Origin of the sequence: Clostridium beijerinckii (assembly GCF_008705175.1) — a bacterium.
Classification (GTDB): domain Bacteria; phylum Bacillota; class Clostridia; order Clostridiales; family Clostridiaceae; genus Clostridium; species Clostridium beijerinckii.
Map to the genome: position 1 here is coordinate 5,348,031 of NZ_CP043998.1, position 21,055 is coordinate 5,369,085.

At 28.5% G+C, this 21,055-nt stretch carries 14 protein-coding genes; 3 read left to right on the forward strand and 11 right to left on the reverse strand.

Features of this window, described 5'->3' with window-relative positions:
• Nucleotides 1–299: 299 nt before the first annotated feature.
• Nucleotides 300–2,048, forward strand: a complete 1,749-nt coding sequence (locus tag F3K33_RS23835; protein WP_023976099.1) for a methyl-accepting chemotaxis protein — start codon at nucleotides 300–302, stop codon at nucleotides 2,046–2,048.
• A 154-nt stretch (nucleotides 2,049–2,202) separates the two neighbouring features.
• On the opposite strand, the gene F3K33_RS23840 is transcribed toward F3K33_RS23835, so the two are convergent.
• The 9 genes from F3K33_RS23840 to F3K33_RS23880 form a co-directional block, all read right to left on the reverse strand.
• Entirely contained in the window at nucleotides 2,203–3,513 is a 1,311-nt protein-coding gene (locus tag F3K33_RS23840; protein ID WP_103698919.1) for a PTS sugar transporter subunit IIC, read from the reverse strand.
• Between the two features lie 188 nt (nucleotides 3,514–3,701).
• Nucleotides 3,702–4,010, reverse strand: a complete 309-nt coding sequence (locus F3K33_RS23845) for a PTS sugar transporter subunit IIB (RefSeq protein ID WP_023976101.1) — start codon at nucleotides 4,008–4,010, stop codon at nucleotides 3,702–3,704.
• Between the two features lie 77 nt (nucleotides 4,011–4,087).
• On the reverse strand, nucleotides 4,088–4,411 hold the full coding sequence (locus F3K33_RS23850; RefSeq protein WP_017212129.1) for a PTS lactose/cellobiose transporter subunit IIA: 324 nt from the start codon (nucleotides 4,409–4,411) through the stop codon (nucleotides 4,088–4,090).
• A 431-nt stretch (nucleotides 4,412–4,842) separates the two neighbouring features.
• Nucleotides 4,843–7,530, reverse strand: coding sequence for a sigma-54-dependent transcriptional regulator (locus F3K33_RS23855; RefSeq protein ID WP_023976102.1), 2,688 nt, complete (start codon nucleotides 7,528–7,530; stop codon nucleotides 4,843–4,845).
• 271 nt (nucleotides 7,531–7,801) lie between these two features.
• Nucleotides 7,802–9,967 carry a YhgE/Pip domain-containing protein gene (locus F3K33_RS23860; protein ID WP_039770735.1) on the reverse strand — a complete coding sequence of 722 codons (2,166 nt, stop codon included), beginning with the start codon at nucleotides 9,965–9,967 and terminating at the stop codon, nucleotides 7,802–7,804.
• Between the two features lie 209 nt (nucleotides 9,968–10,176).
• Entirely contained in the window at nucleotides 10,177–12,579 is a 2,403-nt protein-coding gene (locus tag F3K33_RS23865; protein WP_039770733.1) for a diguanylate cyclase, read from the reverse strand.
• A gap of 416 nt (nucleotides 12,580–12,995) precedes the next feature.
• A complete protein-coding gene (locus F3K33_RS23870; protein ID WP_017212125.1) occupies nucleotides 12,996–13,262 on the reverse strand; it encodes a hypothetical protein in 267 nt (88 codons plus the stop codon).
• A gap of 1 nt (nucleotide 13,263) precedes the next feature.
• Nucleotides 13,264–14,361: a DMT family transporter gene (locus F3K33_RS23875; RefSeq protein WP_039770731.1), complete on the reverse strand. Its 1,098-nt coding sequence runs from the start codon at nucleotides 14,359–14,361 to the stop codon at nucleotides 13,264–13,266.
• 412 nt (nucleotides 14,362–14,773) lie between these two features.
• On the reverse strand, nucleotides 14,774–16,234 hold the full coding sequence (locus F3K33_RS23880) for an oligosaccharide flippase family protein (protein ID WP_039770729.1): 1,461 nt from the start codon (nucleotides 16,232–16,234) through the stop codon (nucleotides 14,774–14,776).
• 499 nt (nucleotides 16,235–16,733) lie between these two features.
• Here F3K33_RS23880 and F3K33_RS23885 point away from each other — a divergent pair, with 499 nt between their 5' ends.
• Nucleotides 16,734–17,342: a TetR/AcrR family transcriptional regulator gene (locus F3K33_RS23885; RefSeq protein WP_017212122.1), complete on the forward strand. Its 609-nt coding sequence runs from the start codon at nucleotides 16,734–16,736 to the stop codon at nucleotides 17,340–17,342.
• A 6-nt stretch (nucleotides 17,343–17,348) separates the two neighbouring features.
• Complete coding sequence (locus tag F3K33_RS23890) at nucleotides 17,349–18,044, forward strand: NAD(P)H-dependent oxidoreductase (RefSeq protein ID WP_012060847.1); 696 nt, start codon at nucleotides 17,349–17,351, stop codon at nucleotides 18,042–18,044.
• 119 nt (nucleotides 18,045–18,163) lie between these two features.
• On the opposite strand, the gene F3K33_RS23895 is transcribed toward F3K33_RS23890, so the two are convergent.
• Together F3K33_RS23895 and F3K33_RS23900 are read right to left on the reverse strand one after the other, a co-directional pair.
• Nucleotides 18,164–18,859 (reverse strand): sugar phosphate nucleotidyltransferase, encoded by a 696-nt coding sequence (locus tag F3K33_RS23895; RefSeq protein ID WP_012060848.1) that lies wholly within the window; start codon nucleotides 18,857–18,859, stop codon nucleotides 18,164–18,166.
• Nucleotides 18,860–18,982: 123 nt separating this feature from the next.
• Entirely contained in the window at nucleotides 18,983–20,833 is a 1,851-nt protein-coding gene (locus F3K33_RS23900; RefSeq protein ID WP_023976105.1) for an NTP transferase domain-containing protein, read from the reverse strand.
• Nucleotides 20,834–21,055 lie beyond the last annotated feature (222 nt).

Genomic DNA, 21,055 nt, shown 5'->3' on the forward strand with positions numbered 1-21,055 from the left:
AGCTATTATTTTACATAGCCTGTCCGAGTTTTAAATTTAGCTTTAGTACTTGTTAATGTTTCACTTTAAATATATTTTAAAATAACTTTTTAAATGTTGTTTGATAAGTCTATAATAAAGCTTTTATATTAATTAGTCAATACCTTTTTGTATACATTTTCATAATTAATTTTTCTAATAGTTATATACTGTAAAATGCATAAATTTTTATCTATTTATTCAATTGCTGTAATATGTAAACTTTGATATAATAATATATGTTAATGTTTTCACTTTGAATTTAGTAGGAGTGATTCGGTATGAATAAAATTAAAAAAGCTTTTAATAAAGATAAACAATCCTTCATAAGTAAATCATTCAAATTAAACGAAAAATTCAAAAACTATTCTATAAGTAAAAAAATAGATACAACCTTTAATTTTATACTTATATTTACATTATTGAGTATGGTTATATCTATAGGTGTACTACTATCATTATCTGCTAGAACTTTTTCTCTATATAATGGTCCTTATCATATTTCTCAAGCATTATCCGATATTAGGCTTGCATTTCAGGTTTCTGATACAAATATTTCTAGAGCTGTAATAGAAAATAGTCCTAAAAATAAGGAAGACTTTATAAGAAATTCCGATGAAGCCCTTGAAGAGCTCACTAGTAAGATAGATTTATTGAAGCAAAATACAAGTGATAAATCTGCCATAGATCAACTTACTAAAAATTTAAGTATTGCTGATACCTATAGAAAAGAACTATGCAATTCTATCAAAAATAATGATCCTAAAAGTACAATAACTTCTAAGTTGGATACATATAGCTTTCAAATAGATATTGTCGAAAATTATATTTCTCAATTATACGAATCTTCTAAAGGAAATGCACAAACATTTGTAAATGAATCCATTTTTTACAGGAATTTGGCTACCGTAATTCTTGTTTTAATAATTATATTTTTAATACTCATTCCAAGATTTCTAGGTAAAACTTTAAAATCTTCTATATTTGAAGGAATAAATAATGTAAAAAAAGTTTCTACAAATTTATCAAATGGAATATTAAACATAGACAATGAATATTCTTCAAAAGATGAAATGGGTGATATGTTCAATGATTTGAAGAAATCTATAGATATGCTAAAATTATATATTAAAGATATAACATATACATTAGAGGAATTATCAAATAGAAATTTAAATATTAACAAAATGGAATCCGTTCATTACATTGGGGATTTTGCGCCAATACAAAAATCTTTAGATGAAATTATAGCTAACTTAAATTCTAGCTTTTTAGATATAGATAAATCAATTGATTTTACTGCAAATAGCGCGAAAGAAATTTCTTCAATTACAAAAGTACTTTCCGAAGGAGCTTCTAATCAAGCTAGCGCAGTGCAAGAACTTCAGGGAAACTTTAATATAATACTTGATCAAGTAAAAAAGAATACAAATAACTCTGAAAAAGCTTATAATTATTACAATGAAACAACAAAGATTGTTGCTGATGGAAATAATAAAATGAAACAATTAATGGAATCTATAAACGAGATTGCTACTGCCTCCAATGAAATTTCAGCAATTATAAATACAATTCAGTCAATATCTGAACAAACTAACTTATTAGCTTTAAATGCAGCTATAGAAGCTGCCAGAGCAGGCGATGCCGGAAAGGGTTTCGCCGTTGTTGCTGATGAGGTACGAAAATTAGCTGAACAATCTTCTAATTCTGTTAAAAATATTACTCAAATAATAAAGAACTCATTAAACACTGTATCTAAAGGCGAATTGATAGCAAATGAAACTGGTATAGCCTTAAATAGCATTGTCGAAAATGTTGAATATACTTCAGAGTTAGTAAAGGAAATAGCTACTGCTTCTGAAGAGCAAACAAGTGCAATATCAAAAATGACTTTAAAAGTGGATATTATATCAGATATTGTCCAAACTAACCTAGCAACAGCAGAGGAAACATCAGCATCTATTGAAGAATTAGCATCTCACTCGCAAATTATGCATGAGCAAATTTCTGAATTCAAATTACAACATTGATATAAATAAGCCTCCATATAAATAGTCTTTGAAAATAACTATTTTATATAGAGGCTATTTATTATAGAAAAAGTAATAATAATTTATCTTTAATTAAATTACGACTACTAATTTTTAAAAATGTTCTTGATTTAATTTATATCAAATTTCAATTTTATGCATTTTTTGCTGCCTGTTCATTTTTAAAGTTTAAAGCATCTTGTTTCTTAAAGAATGGGTAGTAAATAACAAATGATACTCCCATAATTACTAATTGCAATAACGCCATTTTCCATCCACCTAAGATAAGTCCTGCTATTATTGGTGGTGTTGTCCATGGAACTAATACTCCAGTAAATAATGGAACTAACCCTGTATACATTGCAAAATAAGTAATTAACCCTGTAACCATTGGAGTAAGTATAAATGGTATTGCCATAAATGGATTCATTACTATTGGAGTTCCAAATGAAACTGGTTCATTTATATTGAAAAATCCTGGTACTATAGCTAATTTACCTAGTTCTTTACTTTGTGCTGATTTTGCAAACAATAACATACATATTACAAGTCCTATTGTTACACCTGAACCTGTCATACCAATCATATTGTCTAAAAATTGTTGTGTTACTATATGACCACCATTAGCTACTGTAAGTGCTTTTCCACTATTAACTATAGCTTGATTTTCCATTGCATTTGATGTTAGTATTCCTGTCATTATACCACTTATAATTGATGATCCATGTACTCCAAACCACCATAAAAATGGGATTATAAATGTCATAACAATAACTCCGCCTAAAGAATCTGTCATTCCTTGTAATGGTGTTTGTATTAACTTATATATTAGTTCTATAAATGTTGTATTCATTCCATATTTAAGAATACTATAAAGTATTGTTGCTCCAAGCACTATAACTGCTGCTGGTATTAATGATGCAAATGAGTTTGCAACCCCTTGTGGTACACCAGCTGGCATTTTAATTGTAATCTTCCTTTTCATGAACCATGAGTAAATTGCACCTACAACTAAACCAATAATAATTGCTGTAACCATTCCTTTTCCACCAGCAAATTCTTTACTAATAACATCGCTTACTTTTTCTCCTCCCTTAGTTATCACATAAGAATTAGTTGTTAATAAAAATACTACAAATGATATTATTCCTGCAGATAGAGGTTCATGTCCCTCGTTTTTCGCATAGGTATATGCTATACCTATTGCCGCAATAAATGCAATTATTGAGAATGTAGCTCCATAAGCTTGAAATAATGGCTCTGTCCATCCTGGTCCAAGCTGACTAGCCATCCAATCGTTAAATGGCTGATATGGTATTTGTGCAAGTAATAAAAATACTGATCCTACCATAATAAAAGGTAATGTAAATAAAATACCATCTTTTAATGCTATAACACCTTTTAGGTTAACAAACTTCATAACTACTGGTATAACCTTTTCATTTAGGGTATTTCCAATTGACATAATGATTCCTCCTTAATTAAATATAATATGATAGTCAGAATATATAATAATAAATATGTTAGGCTTAATATTATCTTTTATATTAAAGTTACAACCTTCCATATAGCCTGCTAATATCTTAAATGATTATATATAACTTTGTACAATAATTCAGTTTTATATTACATTTTTCTATATAAATTCAGTTCTTATTTATTAGCTAAATTTAGTGCAAATTCTAGCACTTTTGCTCCATTCATCATTCCATAATCAACCATTGGTATTACATCCACTGGAATTCCAAGTGGTTCACACATCTTTTTTGCTTTTCCTAATGTATATCCAACTTGTGGCCCTAATAGTGCAACGTTTACATTATCTAGATGTTTATCCATTTGTCCTTCTGGAAAAGCTTCTATATCTACTTCTACACCTTTGACCTTAGCTGCATCCTTCATTTTACTAACTAAAAGACTTGTTGACATTCCTGCTGCGCAAAATAATCTAATTTTCATCATAGTTGATTCCTCCTTAAATATATATAGTTTATTAAAATAAGAATTATAGTTGTTGATTAATTAAATTTATATCTCTTTTATTGTTTTACTAATGTATTTATAATTTTCCTTAATTCCATTATTTGTTCAATTAAATTCTTTTCAGTTATTGCTGTCATTAAATGATCTTGTGCATGTACAAATAAAACCGATATATCAACTTTTTCTCCATTAGCTTCTTTATGAAGAAACATTGTCTGACCTTCATGAGCTTTAGCTAATGCATCATTTGCTAATTGCATTTCTTTTTCAGCTTCCTCATAATTTCCTTCGTTTACATTATTAAGAGCCATATAAGCATGATTTTTGCAGTCTCCAGCGTTTATTATAATATTCATGATTGCTAATTCTAATTCTTCCATTTTGCTCTCTCCTTTTAATACTTTTTGTTTTTATACTTTATATTAATTTTGTTTTGTTTTTCTTATGCTTATATATAAAGCAATAACCGTGCCAAGTTTCTGATGCAGAAATAAAAATGTGATTATGAGTTCAATCGTAGCATTTATGCACTTTTGAGGATAATAAAACACTTTAAAAACAATTATTATGTGTTTTACTTTTTCACAAATTTTTTAAAACAAATGGTCAATGTGTTTTATTTTGTGTATTTATTATATGTTTTATACCCAATTTTTTAGATATTATAGATTCAAGACAATATTTTGCACTAAATTATAAAACTTAGTCTATAAATTTAAACAAAAAAAATATAAATATCTATAAAGTAAGATTACTAGTTATCCTACAGAATAGATATTTATATATTTCTTATTTTTTCATGATTCATTTATTAAATGTTATTACTATCAAAGAATGTCATTAAATAACATATTTCATCATCTGAAACACTAATTGAATACTTTGTATTTATAGGTGCACATGCATTTTTCACAATTTTATATAGATTAAAATTATTTTTTATATAATCCTTTTTCCCTTCAAATTCTAAGGTAATTTTACCTTCCTTATATCTATCTATTACACACGCCATATGAAGTGTTATTCCAATTAGAATATTAATCTTTATATTAACCTTTAATTCTTCAGTAACAGTTCTATTGAATTTCTTTATGCTCTTTAGTACCATTATTCCATCAACATTTTTTAAATCACGCTCTAAAGTTTCCTCCATTTTTATATATGTTTCTTCTGCATCAATAAGGTTTTGTATATCCTTAGCACAATCTCCATCTATAATATCATCTAGCGAAAACTGCGGACTATTTACATCTAATTCAAAAGGTCCGACAAAACAAATAATTTCGTATTTATTCCTTAATTTTTCTATTCTTTCATATACATTTTCTTTGCCTATAAAATTTATAGGCACAATTTCTATTACATTTTTATCAAAAGTTAGATTTCGTTCCAATATTCCCTTAATAGTCTTAGCTCCACCTTCACCAGTTGTACACACTGTTACTATTGCTAATCTTTTATCTTTCTCGTTTTCCTTATAATCTATATCTGCAACATTATCATCATATAAACTATTAACATCTAGTGTTTCTCTATATATTTCGTCCAAAGAATATCCCATCATAGATTTTCTTGTTGCTTCTAATGCATGCAAAGTGCTGACTAATGGTATGGTTCTAGTTTTTATATTAGATATATTTTCTACTTCTTTTCCAAAAGTCGTAAGTGATCCCATATCTACTAAAAATAATATATCCGATTTAATTTTTTGTTCTCTAATATATTCTATAGTTTTCTCTAATATATTCTCAGGTTTTTCTTCTATGGGTGCATTAATACCCGCAGTATTTTCTGTTCCAAGCAGACTATTAACTGCCTCAGCCATTGATGTCGCAGTACTAATACCGTGGGCAATTATTATTATCTTTACATCATTTTGTATATATCTTACGTTTCTATAATTATAACTTAAGAACATAGCTATAAATCCGGCTTCATCAATTGGCATACTTATATCAATTGATCTCTCTATCATCTTCAAAGCATCTAAAGCCACACTAAATTCTTTTTTATTTTCTTCTCTAATACTACTTAATTTAGGATTAACAATTTTTTTATTTCTCCTTATTCTATCTATTGAATTACTAATATGAACTGCTAACCCATAACTTATTTTTTTGTCTAGCTTTATTCCCAGTTCTTCTTCGCAGAATAAAATAATCTCCTCGATTATATCCATAACATCTTTCTCTACGATGTTTTTTATATTGGTCATATCAACTTTAGTACTAAAATCGTTAATATATTTTTTAAAATAATCTTCAATATCTTTTTCTATTTCTTCCTCTAGATGTTCTCCTTTTATTCCCTTTGCTTTAAGTTCATTTGTCCTTAAATCTAACATCTCATAGATATTGCTATCATTAGTACCTTCTTCAAATATCTCCCTATCTTCATCCTTATCAAATATTAGATATCTCTTATTTATATCAATCAATTTGTTCCATAACTGTCTATGTTCTATCTCTTTATATAAACCTTCCCTTATATATAGCGGTAAATCTATACTATTTATCTTTATTACATCTTTTCTATTCGACAGAAAATCAGCATATGCTTTAGCACAAGCTAATTGTATATCAGATCTTAACTGCCCTACATTGTTCTCACAGTTATATGATAAAAAAGCTTTTATTGAGTTTACTGACACCTTAATACTTTTTCCAAGTCTTCCTGACTCTTCAATCATAAATTGTTTTATTAGATTGAATCGTTCTTCCATTCCTCTATTCTTTAATGATGGTATTGTTATAACCATAGGAATTCTTCGAGTAAATGTTTTTAGCAATGTAGTATTTGGATCCTCTGTAGTAGCCGTTATTATAAGAACATTTGCACTTCTTTCACTTTCTGTTTCTCCAAGCCTTCTATATACCCCTCTATCCATAAATGTAAAGAACATCTCCTGCCCTTCTGCAGGCAATCTATGAACCTCATCAAGAAATAAAATTCCTCCATTAGCTTTCTCTAGCAAACCGACCTTGTCAAAATCCGCCCCTGTATAAGAACCTTTTCTTACTCCGAATAATTGCCCAAGTAATAACTGAGGATTATTTGCATAATCTGCACAATTAAATGTTATAAAAGGACTATCTTTAGATTTCACATTCATTTCAATGGCATATTTATAAATCAGTCCTGCAAAAGTCGATTTACCAACTCCTGTTTCCCCAAGTAATAATATATTCATTCCATTTGGTGGATACAATATTGCGGCTTTTGCTTGCTCTACTGCTGAATATAGACTAGGGTTAGCTTCCGAAAACTTATTTATGACTGATAAATTTGAGGTAACGTTTTCCTCATCTATTGCAATAAATAGTGTCGGCTTCCCCTTTATCTTTATTGCCTTCCCATCACTTACTAATTTATTCAAATCATTACTTACATTTGCTCTGCTAAGGTTTAACTCCTCCGCAATTTCTAATGCAGAAATTCCATTTGGAAACAAATCTTTTATTTCTCTTAACTTTGCAAGAATTAATTCAATTCTTTTCATCTCATTAATCCCCCCCTATTAACTTAAAATATTTTTACATACACTACTTAACTTAAAATATATAAAGCGAGACTCTATACATAGTAATATAATAACATACTATTTATTAGTCTCGCCTACTTTATCAATGACAATAATGATATTTGTTTGTAATAGTCCAATTACAAATTATATCATTGCTTTTTTACTTTCTTGTAAATACCTACCTTAAGCAATTAAATTAGGCTCATACATTTACATAAAATGAACATAATTTAATTAGCGTTTATCTTCACTCTCCTACTAATCCACTTTCTCTCATCCTATTAACAAATTTTTCTGACTTCTTATTCATCTTTTCTTTTAAAAATACAGCAATAATTATTGATATGAAAAAATATATAGATAAAATTCCAATATTGTAATATAAGGAACTCCAGATGATCCCACCCTCTGCCTCTCTCATTCCTCCTATTGCATATGTAAAAGGAAGCATTGGACTTATATTTTGAAAAAATTTAGGCGTAAGCTGTATTGGGAAAGTTCCTCCTGATGCTGAAACCTGAAGTACCATTATAATTAAAGCTAAAGCTTTACCCACATTCCCAAATACTGATACCAAGGTGTATATAATCATTATAAAAATTATACTTACATACATAGAAAATATTAAAAGTATTACTGGACTTACAGAATAAGTCTTAATAAAAAATAAATTTCCTAAAACAATGATAATAGCTTGGAGTAGTGAAAGGGTTGCAAGAGTTAAGAACCTGCCAAAAAACATTTTTGTAGTTCCTAAATTCTTAACATCATCCAGCGCTTCTACATGGACAGATAGTATAGAAAGTAATGTAAATCCACCTACCCATATAGCAAGAGTACTGTAAAATGGAGCCATAGCTGATCCATAATTAGGTATAGGAAATACCCTGTTTTGAACTGGCTCAATTGGATTTGCCAGAAAATCACTTACATCCTTTGTATTTTTCTGTAGAAGACCTGTGAGTTCGTTGAATTTTTCATCATTACTCAAACTTTTAAATTTTTCAACATTACTGTGGATAGTCTCCTCAGTTTTTGGAAATTTATCTTTAATATTTTTAATCTGTTCTGCCCCTAAATCAGTACCAATATTAGCATCTTTTAGCAGACTATTTATTAAAGGTATATTATTTTTTGCACTTTCTAAAAGTGTTAATGAGTTGTTTGCCATATTTGTTGTATTGTTCACAAGACTATTTATTGCTGGCGAAATAGCGCTGTCAAAATTATTTATTGAATCATCAATAAGTTGTGATGTTTTATCTATCCCTTGTATTAGAGATTCTACTGCATCGGAAGAAATTTTATTACCATTACTTAATGTAGTTATCAAAGCATCTAAATTTAATTTATTTTGAACTAATTGATCCCTAATATTTTGCATTTTATTTATAAAATTAGATATTGCACTACTATGTAAAATATTATTTACAGATTGAAGTATATTTATATCATTATTAACAGCAGATAGTGCATTATTCATTTTAGTTGAAGCTAATCTTAGAATATCCTGCTGCCCCTTAACATCTGTATCAACGGAATTATTAATACTGTTAAGTGCATCTCTTGTTGCAGTAGAATTAGCCTTTACTGTAGCTAAATCTGTTCTAACATACGGAGATATATTTTTTATTGTGTCATTAACCTTAATAAAAAAGTCATTACTGGATTGAACAGCATTTTGAGCGTTGTTCAGTGAATTTGTTATATTAGGTATATTCCCTTGAATATTTTGTATAAAGTTATTTAGATCTACTGCCCCATTATAAGCATTATTTATTCCTTCACCAATTTGAGGTAGGTTATTATCTATGTCATTTATAATATTCATAAGTTCTTCTAGCTGAGGCTTAATTTTCTCAAGTTCAATACCATAAGCATTCATATAATTAAGCACAGTACTACTTACTTCTTCTGTAACAGAACTAGTTATTTCATTTTGTAAACTTGTTAATCCGCTTTTTGTAATTTTAGGTGCTATAGCATTAATTTTTTCGTTAACAGAATAAATAAGTTTAGCTTTTTTAGGCTCACCACTTGCTGCAACTGAGAGAAGATTACTCGAAAAATCTTCAGGTATAGTTATACTAGCATAATACTTACCATATTTTACTCCACTTTCTGCTTCATCCTCGTTAACAAAAGTCCATCCAATACTTTCATTACCTTTCAGCTTATCTATTACCTCTCTACCTATATTAATTTCTAGGTTTTGAAATTGAGCGCCTTCATCATTATTTACTACTGCTACTAAAAGTCCTTTGGTGTTTCCATATGGATCCCAAGAAGCTATTATATTAATCCATGCATATAAAGCAGGTACGAAAAGTAACCCTACTATTATAATCATGAGAGGAATATTAGTTGTTATTTTTCTTATATCCCTTTTGTAAATTTTAAATATTGTACTCATAACTTTTGCATACCTTCCTTCTTGAACTTAATGTTAAGGCACAATTAAACAATACAAGTATAACAATGCTAAGTTTATGTTCTCCATTAAAGTATTAAATAATTCAAAAGCACTTTTATGATTTTACTACGACAACTCAACAATAGATTCTAATCAAAAATAATACTGATGAGAGCTATCCCATCAGTATTATCTTATTATTCGTATAATTAATTTTCTTCAAAAATGCAATAATTATTTTTACCTTTACTTTTTGCTAAGTAGACTGCTTTATCCGCATTTGTAAAAAGTTCCTTAAAACTCTTACCATGCTCTGGATATTTTGCTATTCCTATGCTTCCAGAAACTTTTTGACTTAAAACTTCATCGGTATTATTACTCCTAAAACCATTCATTAGATCTTTTGCTTTTTCAATTAATAACTCTTCCGATGTAATATTTTTAAGGAATATCACAAATTCATCTCCACCTATTCGTCCTACAATAGAATCTTCTTTGAATATCTCTGAAAACATTAGTGAAATGTCAGTTAAAACAAAATCTCCTGCTAGATGACCTAAATTATCATTTACAGCTTTAAAATTATCAAGATCTACAACAAATAGCGCTCCACTATCGCCTTTCTTAGCACTTTTCATATATTCTTCAATCATATTTTGTACTGTTCCTTTATTATATAAGCTAGTTAAACTATCTCTTTGTGCTTTAAATAAAAGTTTTTCATTCTCTCTCTTTTCTTCATCAATATCAATAATTATCCCTATGGCCTTAAATATATCTCCATTTCCATCAAACATGGCAGTTATTCTTATTTTGCACCAAATATATTCATTAGTATTTTTCTTTATTCTAATTTCAGCTTCTTTATATGTATCCCCATATATAATACCATTAAGCAATTTTCCAAAATTCTTTATATCATCATTATAAATATAATCTGTTTTATATATAATCTCACTAACATTGTTTACAACTGATTTATAGCTAAACTTATTTTCCCAATTTCCAGAAAAATAAACAGTATCTTTGGGGATATTCCATTCAAAAATTGCGTCTTCTGTTTGAGACATAATTATACGATAGCGCTCCTCACTCATTCTAAGCTCTTCTTGAGTTATTTTGGATTCAGTTATATTTATTACTACACTGTAGCTAAATAATTTACCATAGCTATTTTCTACTATTTGACCGTTATCTAATAACCATACATTGACTCCATCACTCCTTTTAACCCTGTATTCTACAGTGTACTTACCATATTTACTTATTTGTTCTCTTATATCCCTCATTACTCTTTCTCTATCAGCCTCGCAAATTAATTCAATTAATTTTTTACGCCTTTGATTTTCAGTAAATTCATCTTCTTTGTAACCTAAAATGCTTAGACACCCACTACTTACAAAATCTAAAATATATTCTCCATTTTCTATTTTGCACGTATATACTCCTCCTGGTATATTGGATGTTAGAGATTGTAGCCTTCTATTTTTTTCTTCTATATGCTTTTTATTCTTTTCTATAGTATCCATCAATCCATTAAATGCTGTTGCTATTTCTCCGAATTCATCCTCCTTATTATATATAAATCGATCATCCATATTACCTTGTTTTATCTTTCTAATTACCTCCAATAATTTATATATAGGCTTAGAGAAATAATTAACTATAAATAAATATGATACTGTTATTAATAGTGAAATAATTATAAAAAATGCCACAGTATTCTTTATAGTTCTCTCAGTTGGCGTCTTAAATTCTGATAATTCAATTGCACTTAATACTATCCAGCCAGTATTACTAATCCTCGAATAATATCCTATCTTTTCAGTGTTATTAATTTTATATTCGATTATTCCATTAGGTGTACTATCAAAATCTATCTTTTCCCACTGCTCGTACAAATTATTAGGAACATTTATCTTTTTTATATTTTCTTTTATATTATTGCTAGTTCCAGCTGCAACAGCGCCATTTGGGTCCATTATCAGTATTCTTCCAGTATCAAAAAAGCTAACATCGTTTACAAGTTTTTCAAAATAATTCATATTCATTATATTAGCTATAAAACCTTGGTATTTGCCTCCTACAAATATAGGGCTTGCAATTATCGCACTTTTGGCTCCATCATTAAAATCTTCTCTTTCTATAATGTTTGTTACAACAACTTCGTTTTGCTTAAGCTTCTCAACTTCATTATTAGGAATCATAGCCTTCTTATTTATGAACTCACTATTATCACATGCAATAATTACACCCTCCTTGTCAACAAGTACCTCTCTACTTAAAAAAAATTCTTCTTGCATTCTACCAGCCAAGATTTCATTTAAAACTTGTATATCATGCCTTTTATCTTCTAAATCTTCTTTATTATTTAATGCAGTTAATATTTTTTTTACTATTGGTATATTGGTATCATTATTAAGATTACTAATATTCTCATCAAAAAAAGCTTTTAAGTGTATAGATTGATCCTTAGAAAAAGTTTCTACATTCTGCTTAGTTAATTCTAAGTTTCTAGTATTAAAATTTGAAATACATATGCTTGTCGAAATAATTGCAGGAATTATTCCCCATAATATAGATAAAACTATAAACTTTCTTCTTATATTCATCTTTCACCTCATTAATATATCATTAATAGACAAATTATATATTAATTTTATCAGATTTTATAATTATTTTATACATATTATATTAATTATTGTGTTTTTTTGTAGTTATAAACAAATTAATATCAATATTTCATTCTTCTTTATCATTTAATCATTATTTCGAAACGTTCTATATCAGAATTTTGCAACTTAGACTATTGTTCTATAGCAAAAAAAAATACACACCTCATATTTCATGATTAGAGATTTTGGTTTCAATAAAACCTTAAGCACAATAAAAGTTTATGTGCCTTATTCCTAACCACTCAGTATGAGTTGTGCATTTCATATATTTAAACTTTAAAATATATTATTGTCTTTTATTCTACGATTACACCAGTATTATTCATTTTTTTATTAATACAAATATATAATCATTAGTCTCTAATATATTTATTAATTGTAGCTGCTCCTTCTTCATTTGCATGATAATAAACTCTTAAATTGCCTGCCTCATCCATATCAAACCTTGTTTCTTCTAAAAGTCCATTAGCTTCTGCTGTCATTAGAGCTGAAATTACAGCATCTCTTTTAAGGGCCTTAAATTTACCATACTCACCTTTTAGAGCTTCAATAACGTCTTCTGCACAAGCTTCAGGTACTTTCGTAAAGTATTTTAAAATAGCATAATTAAGTGGTTTCATACTATCTTACCTCCTTTTTTCTGAATAAATCAAGCGGATTCATTGCAATTACTAATATACCAACTATCATTAGTACTGCTGCTCCCCAAGCGATTGGAGGTAGAGACCATCCATCTATTCCAAAGATTACACCAAGTAATATCCAACAGCAAAATGGTCCCCAGAATGAATATGTACCATTACAAGCCATACCAAGTGCAGCACCACACATACTATTGCCTTTATACCATGTCATAAATGAAATAAATGCACAAAGGCCACTTGCAGCAAACCAAATCATAGCAGAACCACTTGTAAATGCTTGAGCCACAAGCCCTGCTGAAATATTAACTCCACCTGCTATCATCCCTAAAATAGGAATGAATATAATTAAATTTGAAAGACCTGCTGTTGCCTGACGAATGGTAATACCTATCTCTGAATCAATCATAGATGTACCATAGCCAGCTACACAACCTTCAAAACCCCATCCAAGAGCCGCGATGAAAGCAATGCAAATACCTAATAGCATACCTTTTGGTGCATCCCCTGTAATACCTGTACTTCCAATCATAAAGCTTGCACAAACACAGATAGCAATACCCAATATCATACGTTTATTTAATTCCTGCTTGAATAAAATTCTACCTAAAATAGCACCAATAGCTGGACAAAGGGCAGTAATAGGAATAACTATTGACCCTGCCATCTGAAGCCCAATAACATAAGCCGTGCTAGCAATAGGTCCTCCTATAAGAGCTGCTAACATCATTACACGCCCTGGGGTAGTATTAATACATCTTAAGAAATCTCCAAACTTACCTTTAATAATTGCATAAATCACTGCCCATACAGCGCTGCAAACATCATTTACTGCACTTCCAAGTGCCCCTAATAAATACGTAATAACAAAAGCTGATAAACCAGCTGAATTTACTCCTGTCCAATCTCCCCAAACTCCTTTAGTCATCCCCAAAGTTAGAAATGCTGAGTAGAATCCATACATGAGACCTGAAAATAAAGCTATTGTAATACCCTTTTTAAAAAATTGTGCCGATAATTTCCTTTTTGCAATAACTGCAGCTTCATTAACTTTGGTATTTTTTATAATATTTTGCATCAAAAATCTCCCCCTTAAATATAACTTCTTATTCGTATAATTTTAACTTTTTCTACCTTACAATAATCTTCTTAAACTAAATTATTTCCTTATACTATATAATAAACAAAATGAATATATATTAAACTTAATTATGCCTTAGCCTTAAGTTCATTTTGTGAACAAAATTATATTATCATTGTTCACTGTTCAAATCAACATGTTCACATAAAAAAATATTATAAATTTTCATAAAAAGCTTTAAATTGATTTATTCCCATTCATATTTAAATACTTAATAAAAAATCATGCCTTTGAAAGCGCTATATCTTTAACATTTTACATGTCAATTCCCAACAGCACTAACAAACGCATGATTCTAACTTAAGAGCTATATAAAATAATATCCTCTTAATTTCTTATTCAATTCTAATTATCTTTTAAGCTTGAATTTCAAAAGTAATTTGTCTGCCAGCTCAAAAAATACCTGATCCTTAGTAAATATAAGAATTCCAGCATATATTAAGCCACATGCAAAAACCTCCACTACACATCCAAAAAGTATGTTATGTATAACAAGCTTTATTCCAAACGTTATAGGAATGAATATCAAAGAATAATAGAAATACTTTATATTCTCGTAAGCGAACAAATGTATATCTAATTTTATAACTTTCTTAACCAGCCTATATTCTAAACCTATTACAATAAGATTTGCTAAAAGAGTTGTACTTATAGCAGTAACCATATTAAATGTTCCTGTTAGAAATAATGTTGTATTAAAAATTAAATTAAGTATTCCTCCAATTAATACTAACATTGCATCATACTTTTCTTTTCCGTGAAGATATATTATTTGATTTGCTATTACCCCTTCAACTCCAACACTTAACATATGTATTGAAAATATAACCATAACCGGAACTGCCGCTAAAAATTCTGGTCCTCCAAAGATATATATAGCCTCTTTAGAAAGGCACAAAAGACCTATAGATGCTGGAAATAAAATCAGAAAATATATCTTTATAACCCTTTTTAGTAGGACCAAATACTCACCTTTAGATTCATTTCCCAAGTAGTTAGAGAGCCTTGGCATAGTAACTTGGATAACTGTTAATAGTAGTGTACTTACTATAGTAGTTACCCTCTGAGCCATATAATAATATCCAACATCGGTAGTCCCTCCAATACTGTCTTTTAGCATAATCTTATCAAGCTGAGTATATAAAACTCCTGTATTAGAAAGAATTACAACGTAAAACATAGGTTTTAAATGTCTAAAAAATTCAAGATTAGAAAAATCAAGCCTTACTTTTCTTTTTACGTATACGAAACTTATTATATTATTTATAAAGTTAAATCCTATAACTAAATATAAATAAAACAAATAATCTTCTTGTTTTCTAACAAATAGCAAAATCAATGCAGAATATACTATTCTAACTATCATTGTTTTAATAGCAATGAAATCATAATTTTCTAATGCTTCATTAACCCATTCCACGTAAAAAAGATTAAATACCAAATTAAATCCCATAACTATACATGTATAAAAATATGGTTCATTTTTATAAAAAATAGCTACAAATATCATGTATGCAGCTGAAGCTAGGATATTAGTAACACTTGCAAAAAGAAACAAGCTCGTAAACGTTTGTCTAAGTTTAGCCTTGTCATCACGAACTTTACTTATTTCTCTTAGTCCATACTGGTAAATTCCAAAGCTTGCGAATATTAAAAAATAAGCAGTTAGAGAATCTCCATATCCCATATAACCATATAATTCTTTACCAACTGATCTAGTAACTAATGGGATTACCAAAATCGGCAATATTATGTTAAATAAGTTAAGCATTGCTTTGAATATCGCATTTTTTGAAATAGATTTAGCCATTTGTTTGTCCTCCATATACGTATTCTAATCAACAATGCACATTTAATGACTTTTAAGCACACTGTGATAAATTAGAAATTATTTTATTAAAATGCACAGTTCCGATTGAATTTATTTCTACTTAACAAGTTATTGACTTCGCTTCGCACTTTTTATATCAGTTTTTAGCACTTCCTGCTTTTTTATAAGTTCTTAGTTGCGCTTCGCGCTTTTTTTATATGTGTATATTTTTCGCTTTTTCAATTGTACATTCTAGTTTATTCATTGTCAATTCATATACAAATTATATGGAAAGTGTTGAAAATTTATGGACTTTTTTCTTACTTTGAGTTATAATCAAACTAACAACTGTTAGTTTTAAATTATAAGATAATAGTAGTGGAATATTATGCTTATTTCTCAAACTCTAATTATAGTTTATATGTATTTGTGTTTGATATATATTAATATAAATTAAGCACTTTAAAGTTATGCAATAATATTTTTGTGAGGAGTTTTTATGAATACAAGAGAAAAAATTATATCTGAATCATTAAATCTTTTTTCAAGGAAAGGTTTTGATGCAATATCTGTTAGAGATATCGCCAAAGCAGTTGGCATAAAAGCAAGTTCTCTTTATAATCACTTCAAAAATAAGCAAGATATTTTTGATACTATAATCCAAAAATATTCAGATTTAGTAAATAAATTTTTGAACAGTATAAAAATTAGGGATAATTCTGATGAGAATCTTCCTAATAAAACAAATTGGTTATCTGACGAATACTTTTTCAAAAAAAGTTCATACATTTTTAATTTCTACTTAGAAGACGAGAATATGATTAAATTCAGAAAATTGCTGACAATAGAGCAATGTAACAACTCTAAACTTTCAGATTTATATAATAAGATATTTATTGATGATATATTAGATTTTCAAGCTGACGTATTTTCAAAATTAATAAGTTCAAACGTATTTATAAAAAAAGACCCTTATACATTAGCACTTCAATTCTACTCCCCAGTTTTCTTACTATTTTATAAGCACGAAAACTTAACTGATAAAGAACGTAGATTCTTAGAAAATCATATTTCAGAATTTAAAGACACATATATAGTGAAAGGATGATCACTTGTGAATGTAATTGTCATTTATGATAACTCAAGCGAGACAAATACATATAATTGTGTGCAACTCTTGCTAAATGCTCTTAAACTTAATATTGAATTAAAAGTCACGGAATTTTTCTTATCAAAAGATTATATTTACAATGGACGTCTTTCTTATCCCGATATTGATTCAAAAACTGTTAATGGTATGGAGTACATCATAAATTCATTAGATAGCTCTGATTTACTTATAATAGCTTCTCCAGTATCAAAATGTGATATTAGCAATGAAATGAAACTGTTTTTGCACAGACTATCTTGTTGTTACCTATTAAGTAGCTCAAGATCCCAAATAAATGATAAAATAGGATTGTCCATGTCAACAACTTCTGGTGCTGGTCTTTTTTATACATCTAAAATTCTAAAGAGAAATCTTAATTCATTGGGAATAAAGAACACTTTAAAGTTTTGTAGAACTCTTTATGAGATAAGTTGGGAAGATGTGAGTTTAAAAACTAAAATGAGAATACATAAGGATATTTTCAAACTTTCCTACAAAATATTAGGCCTACATAATCGTACATACAATAAGAAAAGATTAATTTTAAGAAAAGTGATTTTTTCAAAAGATAATAACGCTCTTATAGATAGCAGCCCAAATATTATACAATTAAGTTCCTGGAAATATCAATCTCACTTGCATAATAGACATATTCAGTAGCCTTTTAAACATATATTTTTACATAAAAAACTACACAAAAATATACCTTCATCAAAATAAGTATATTTTAGTGTAGTTTTTCATATTTCCATATTATATTTTGCTTTTATATCATTAAATTATAATTTAAGTGCGTTTTTCAGATATGCTAGATCCTCCAATGAATCTATTTCAAATATATCATTTGATTGTATCTTTTCGATATGCACTTCCATGTCCTTAAGATTATCTACAGCAATACTATCCCAATATAAATCTCTAAAGTCCCCTTTGTTTATTGCTTCTTCAACTTTATTAGAAATAAATTCGCCATCTTTAGCAGTCCAAAAAGATGCTCCTGACATTATAAAATCAGGTTTATCTCCTTCTTTTCCAATTTCAACACTATGTATTCTGCCATCTTCATCATATTTCAAAATCCACTCACCTATTATGTTTTCTTTACAAGCTGAATAATATAATGATGTTTTTGGTTTACTTTTAGGTAAGAAGTTCCTTGTAATATAGTTATCTGCATCAATTACAAATGCATCCCTAAGGTATTGCCTAACTAAATACATAGTATATATATTATTATAGATATCGTATTTATCATTAACCACTTTGATTAAATTATATTTCTTAACTATATCATCAAACTTTTCATGGAGATATCCAGTTAATACTATAATCTCGTTAATCCCAATCTCCTTTAAATTTATTATTTGTCTTTCAAGTAAAGACATCCCATTGACTTCTATTAAAGATTTTGGAGTATTTTCAGTTAATGGTCTTAATCTTGTTCCCATGCCCGCTGCCATTAAAATTGCTCTCATATCTACCTTCTCCTCAGCTAATTAAAAATATATAAATCATCTTAAATTTCAATACATATAAATAAACAAGTTATATCCTAAGCTTATGTGATATCTAACCAGAATTATAAATTTGATTTATAATTAAAGTTTATTTAAATATTCCTTAGCTCTATTATATCTATCTAATCCATAAGTACCAAAATCGTCTCCTTCTGCTTCCTTAATTAGTGTCCAAACAGCCCATAAGAAATCTTGGCATATTTGATGAATTAATAATCTTCTTCTTGAATCTTTATCAGCATCTTTTCCTTTAAAATATAGTCTAAACATTAACTCTATATCATCTTCTGAAAATTCATTTTCTAAAGAAAGAGCTGCCAAATCCCACATATCATCGTTGATCCCACTGTATTCCCAGTCGATTAAATAAATTCTGCCTGCAGTATCCTTAACAAAGTTTTCCGAAACCAAATCATTATGAGATGGTACATAGACTCTGTTGCATCTATTTAATTCTTCTTCAAGAGCCATAACCTTTTCTCTTACTTCAGCATAATCCTCAAAAAAGTTTCCATTATCTTTTGTTAAAATCCCTTCATATTTTTCAAGTTCCCTAAACATACTGAACTCATTATCCATATGAAAATCAGTACATTCATGCAAGTCTCTTAAGATAGCTGTAACTTGCTTTAAGTTTTCTTCTTTCTTAATACTTCTATGAGTTAAAGTTTCAGCATTTTCTATAAACTTAGATATTTTAACTCCAGTTTCAAGATTGAAATAAGGTACTTCTACATTATAGCCTTTCTCAGAAGCAATCGCCGAATTAAACATTTCTGTGTTTCTATTAATCATTTGTTCCGTTCCAACACCTGCGACTCTTAATATGTATCTATCACCTTTAACACATATTTTATAATTTTTGTTTGTCATACCACCTGCTGGCTCAACTTCTGTAATATCTTCATCTGTTACTTTTAATGATTCTCTAACAATAGCTTTTATGTTACTTATCTCATAACTTAGCTCTCTTCTTCTTATAGTTGGATAAAGATAATTCTTGATTTTTTCATATTCCTTAGAACTATCTGCATCCCCCCATGCAAGATCATCTATTTTAACAAAACCAATATTATAATTTCTAGCAACATCTAAAAGTACATATTCATAATTTAAATACGGATTTACATTCCCTTTAAATTCTTCAAGCATCATTGTATATAATTTATGTGATATCTTAGTAAGTCCTATCATTTCTCCATCAATTCTATTAAATTGATGAATATCTTTGGACATTTTAAATAAATGATTATCCCTTATTTCAACAAATGCTTCATCACCTGATCCACTTTCATTTGTAAAAAGAATACAATCACGATTTGGACTTTCTGCTAATTCCTTAATAGCTCTTTTTTCGAAAATCAAATCATTTTCAATAAGTAAAAAATCATCATCTATATAATCTTTAGCTAAAGATAATGAATGCATTGTTCCTGTCCACTTATAAGTATCGCTCTTTACTAATATTATATTTTTACTATTTTTAAAAGCTTCTTCATAGTACTGACTTTCATATCCAGTTACTATAACGGTCTTAGTTATTCCATTTTCTTTTAAAATATTTAGAGTTCTATCAATAAGCCTAAAGTCTTCAATATCCAACATTCCTACAGGTTTCCCAAATTCCTCTGCCTTACCTGCTGCAAGTATTACAGCTTGTTTAACTATTTTTTTCTCTTCTTCATGAATCTTTAATCTAGTACTTTTTGCAGAAGCAATATTTTCTTCTAAAAACTTCATGCCCTTTTCAGTTACTTTATATAAAGTTCCTCTATTATTTGTTATTCTGTCAATAAATCCATCCATGGTAAATTCTTTTAAAACTGCATTAACCTTCCCAAGGGATATATTAGTTCTTTTAGCCAATTCTCTTTGATTAATATTAAAATTATCATTCAGCGTTTTTAAAATTTCTATCCTATCTTCTAACATATTACACCTAACTCCCCTTTAATTAAACATAGTATTTATTGTTCGAATTTTGAACTATAATTATTATATTCCCTAAAATTCCAGTTGTCAATAAAAACTCCCTTGTATATTTCTGCCCCAAAGTTCGCCTCTATATGATACTTGTTTAAAATCAAATACATTTGTTTTAATTTGAACTCTTAATATTTAAAAAAACACTAAGAGGAAAGCTAAACTCACTTT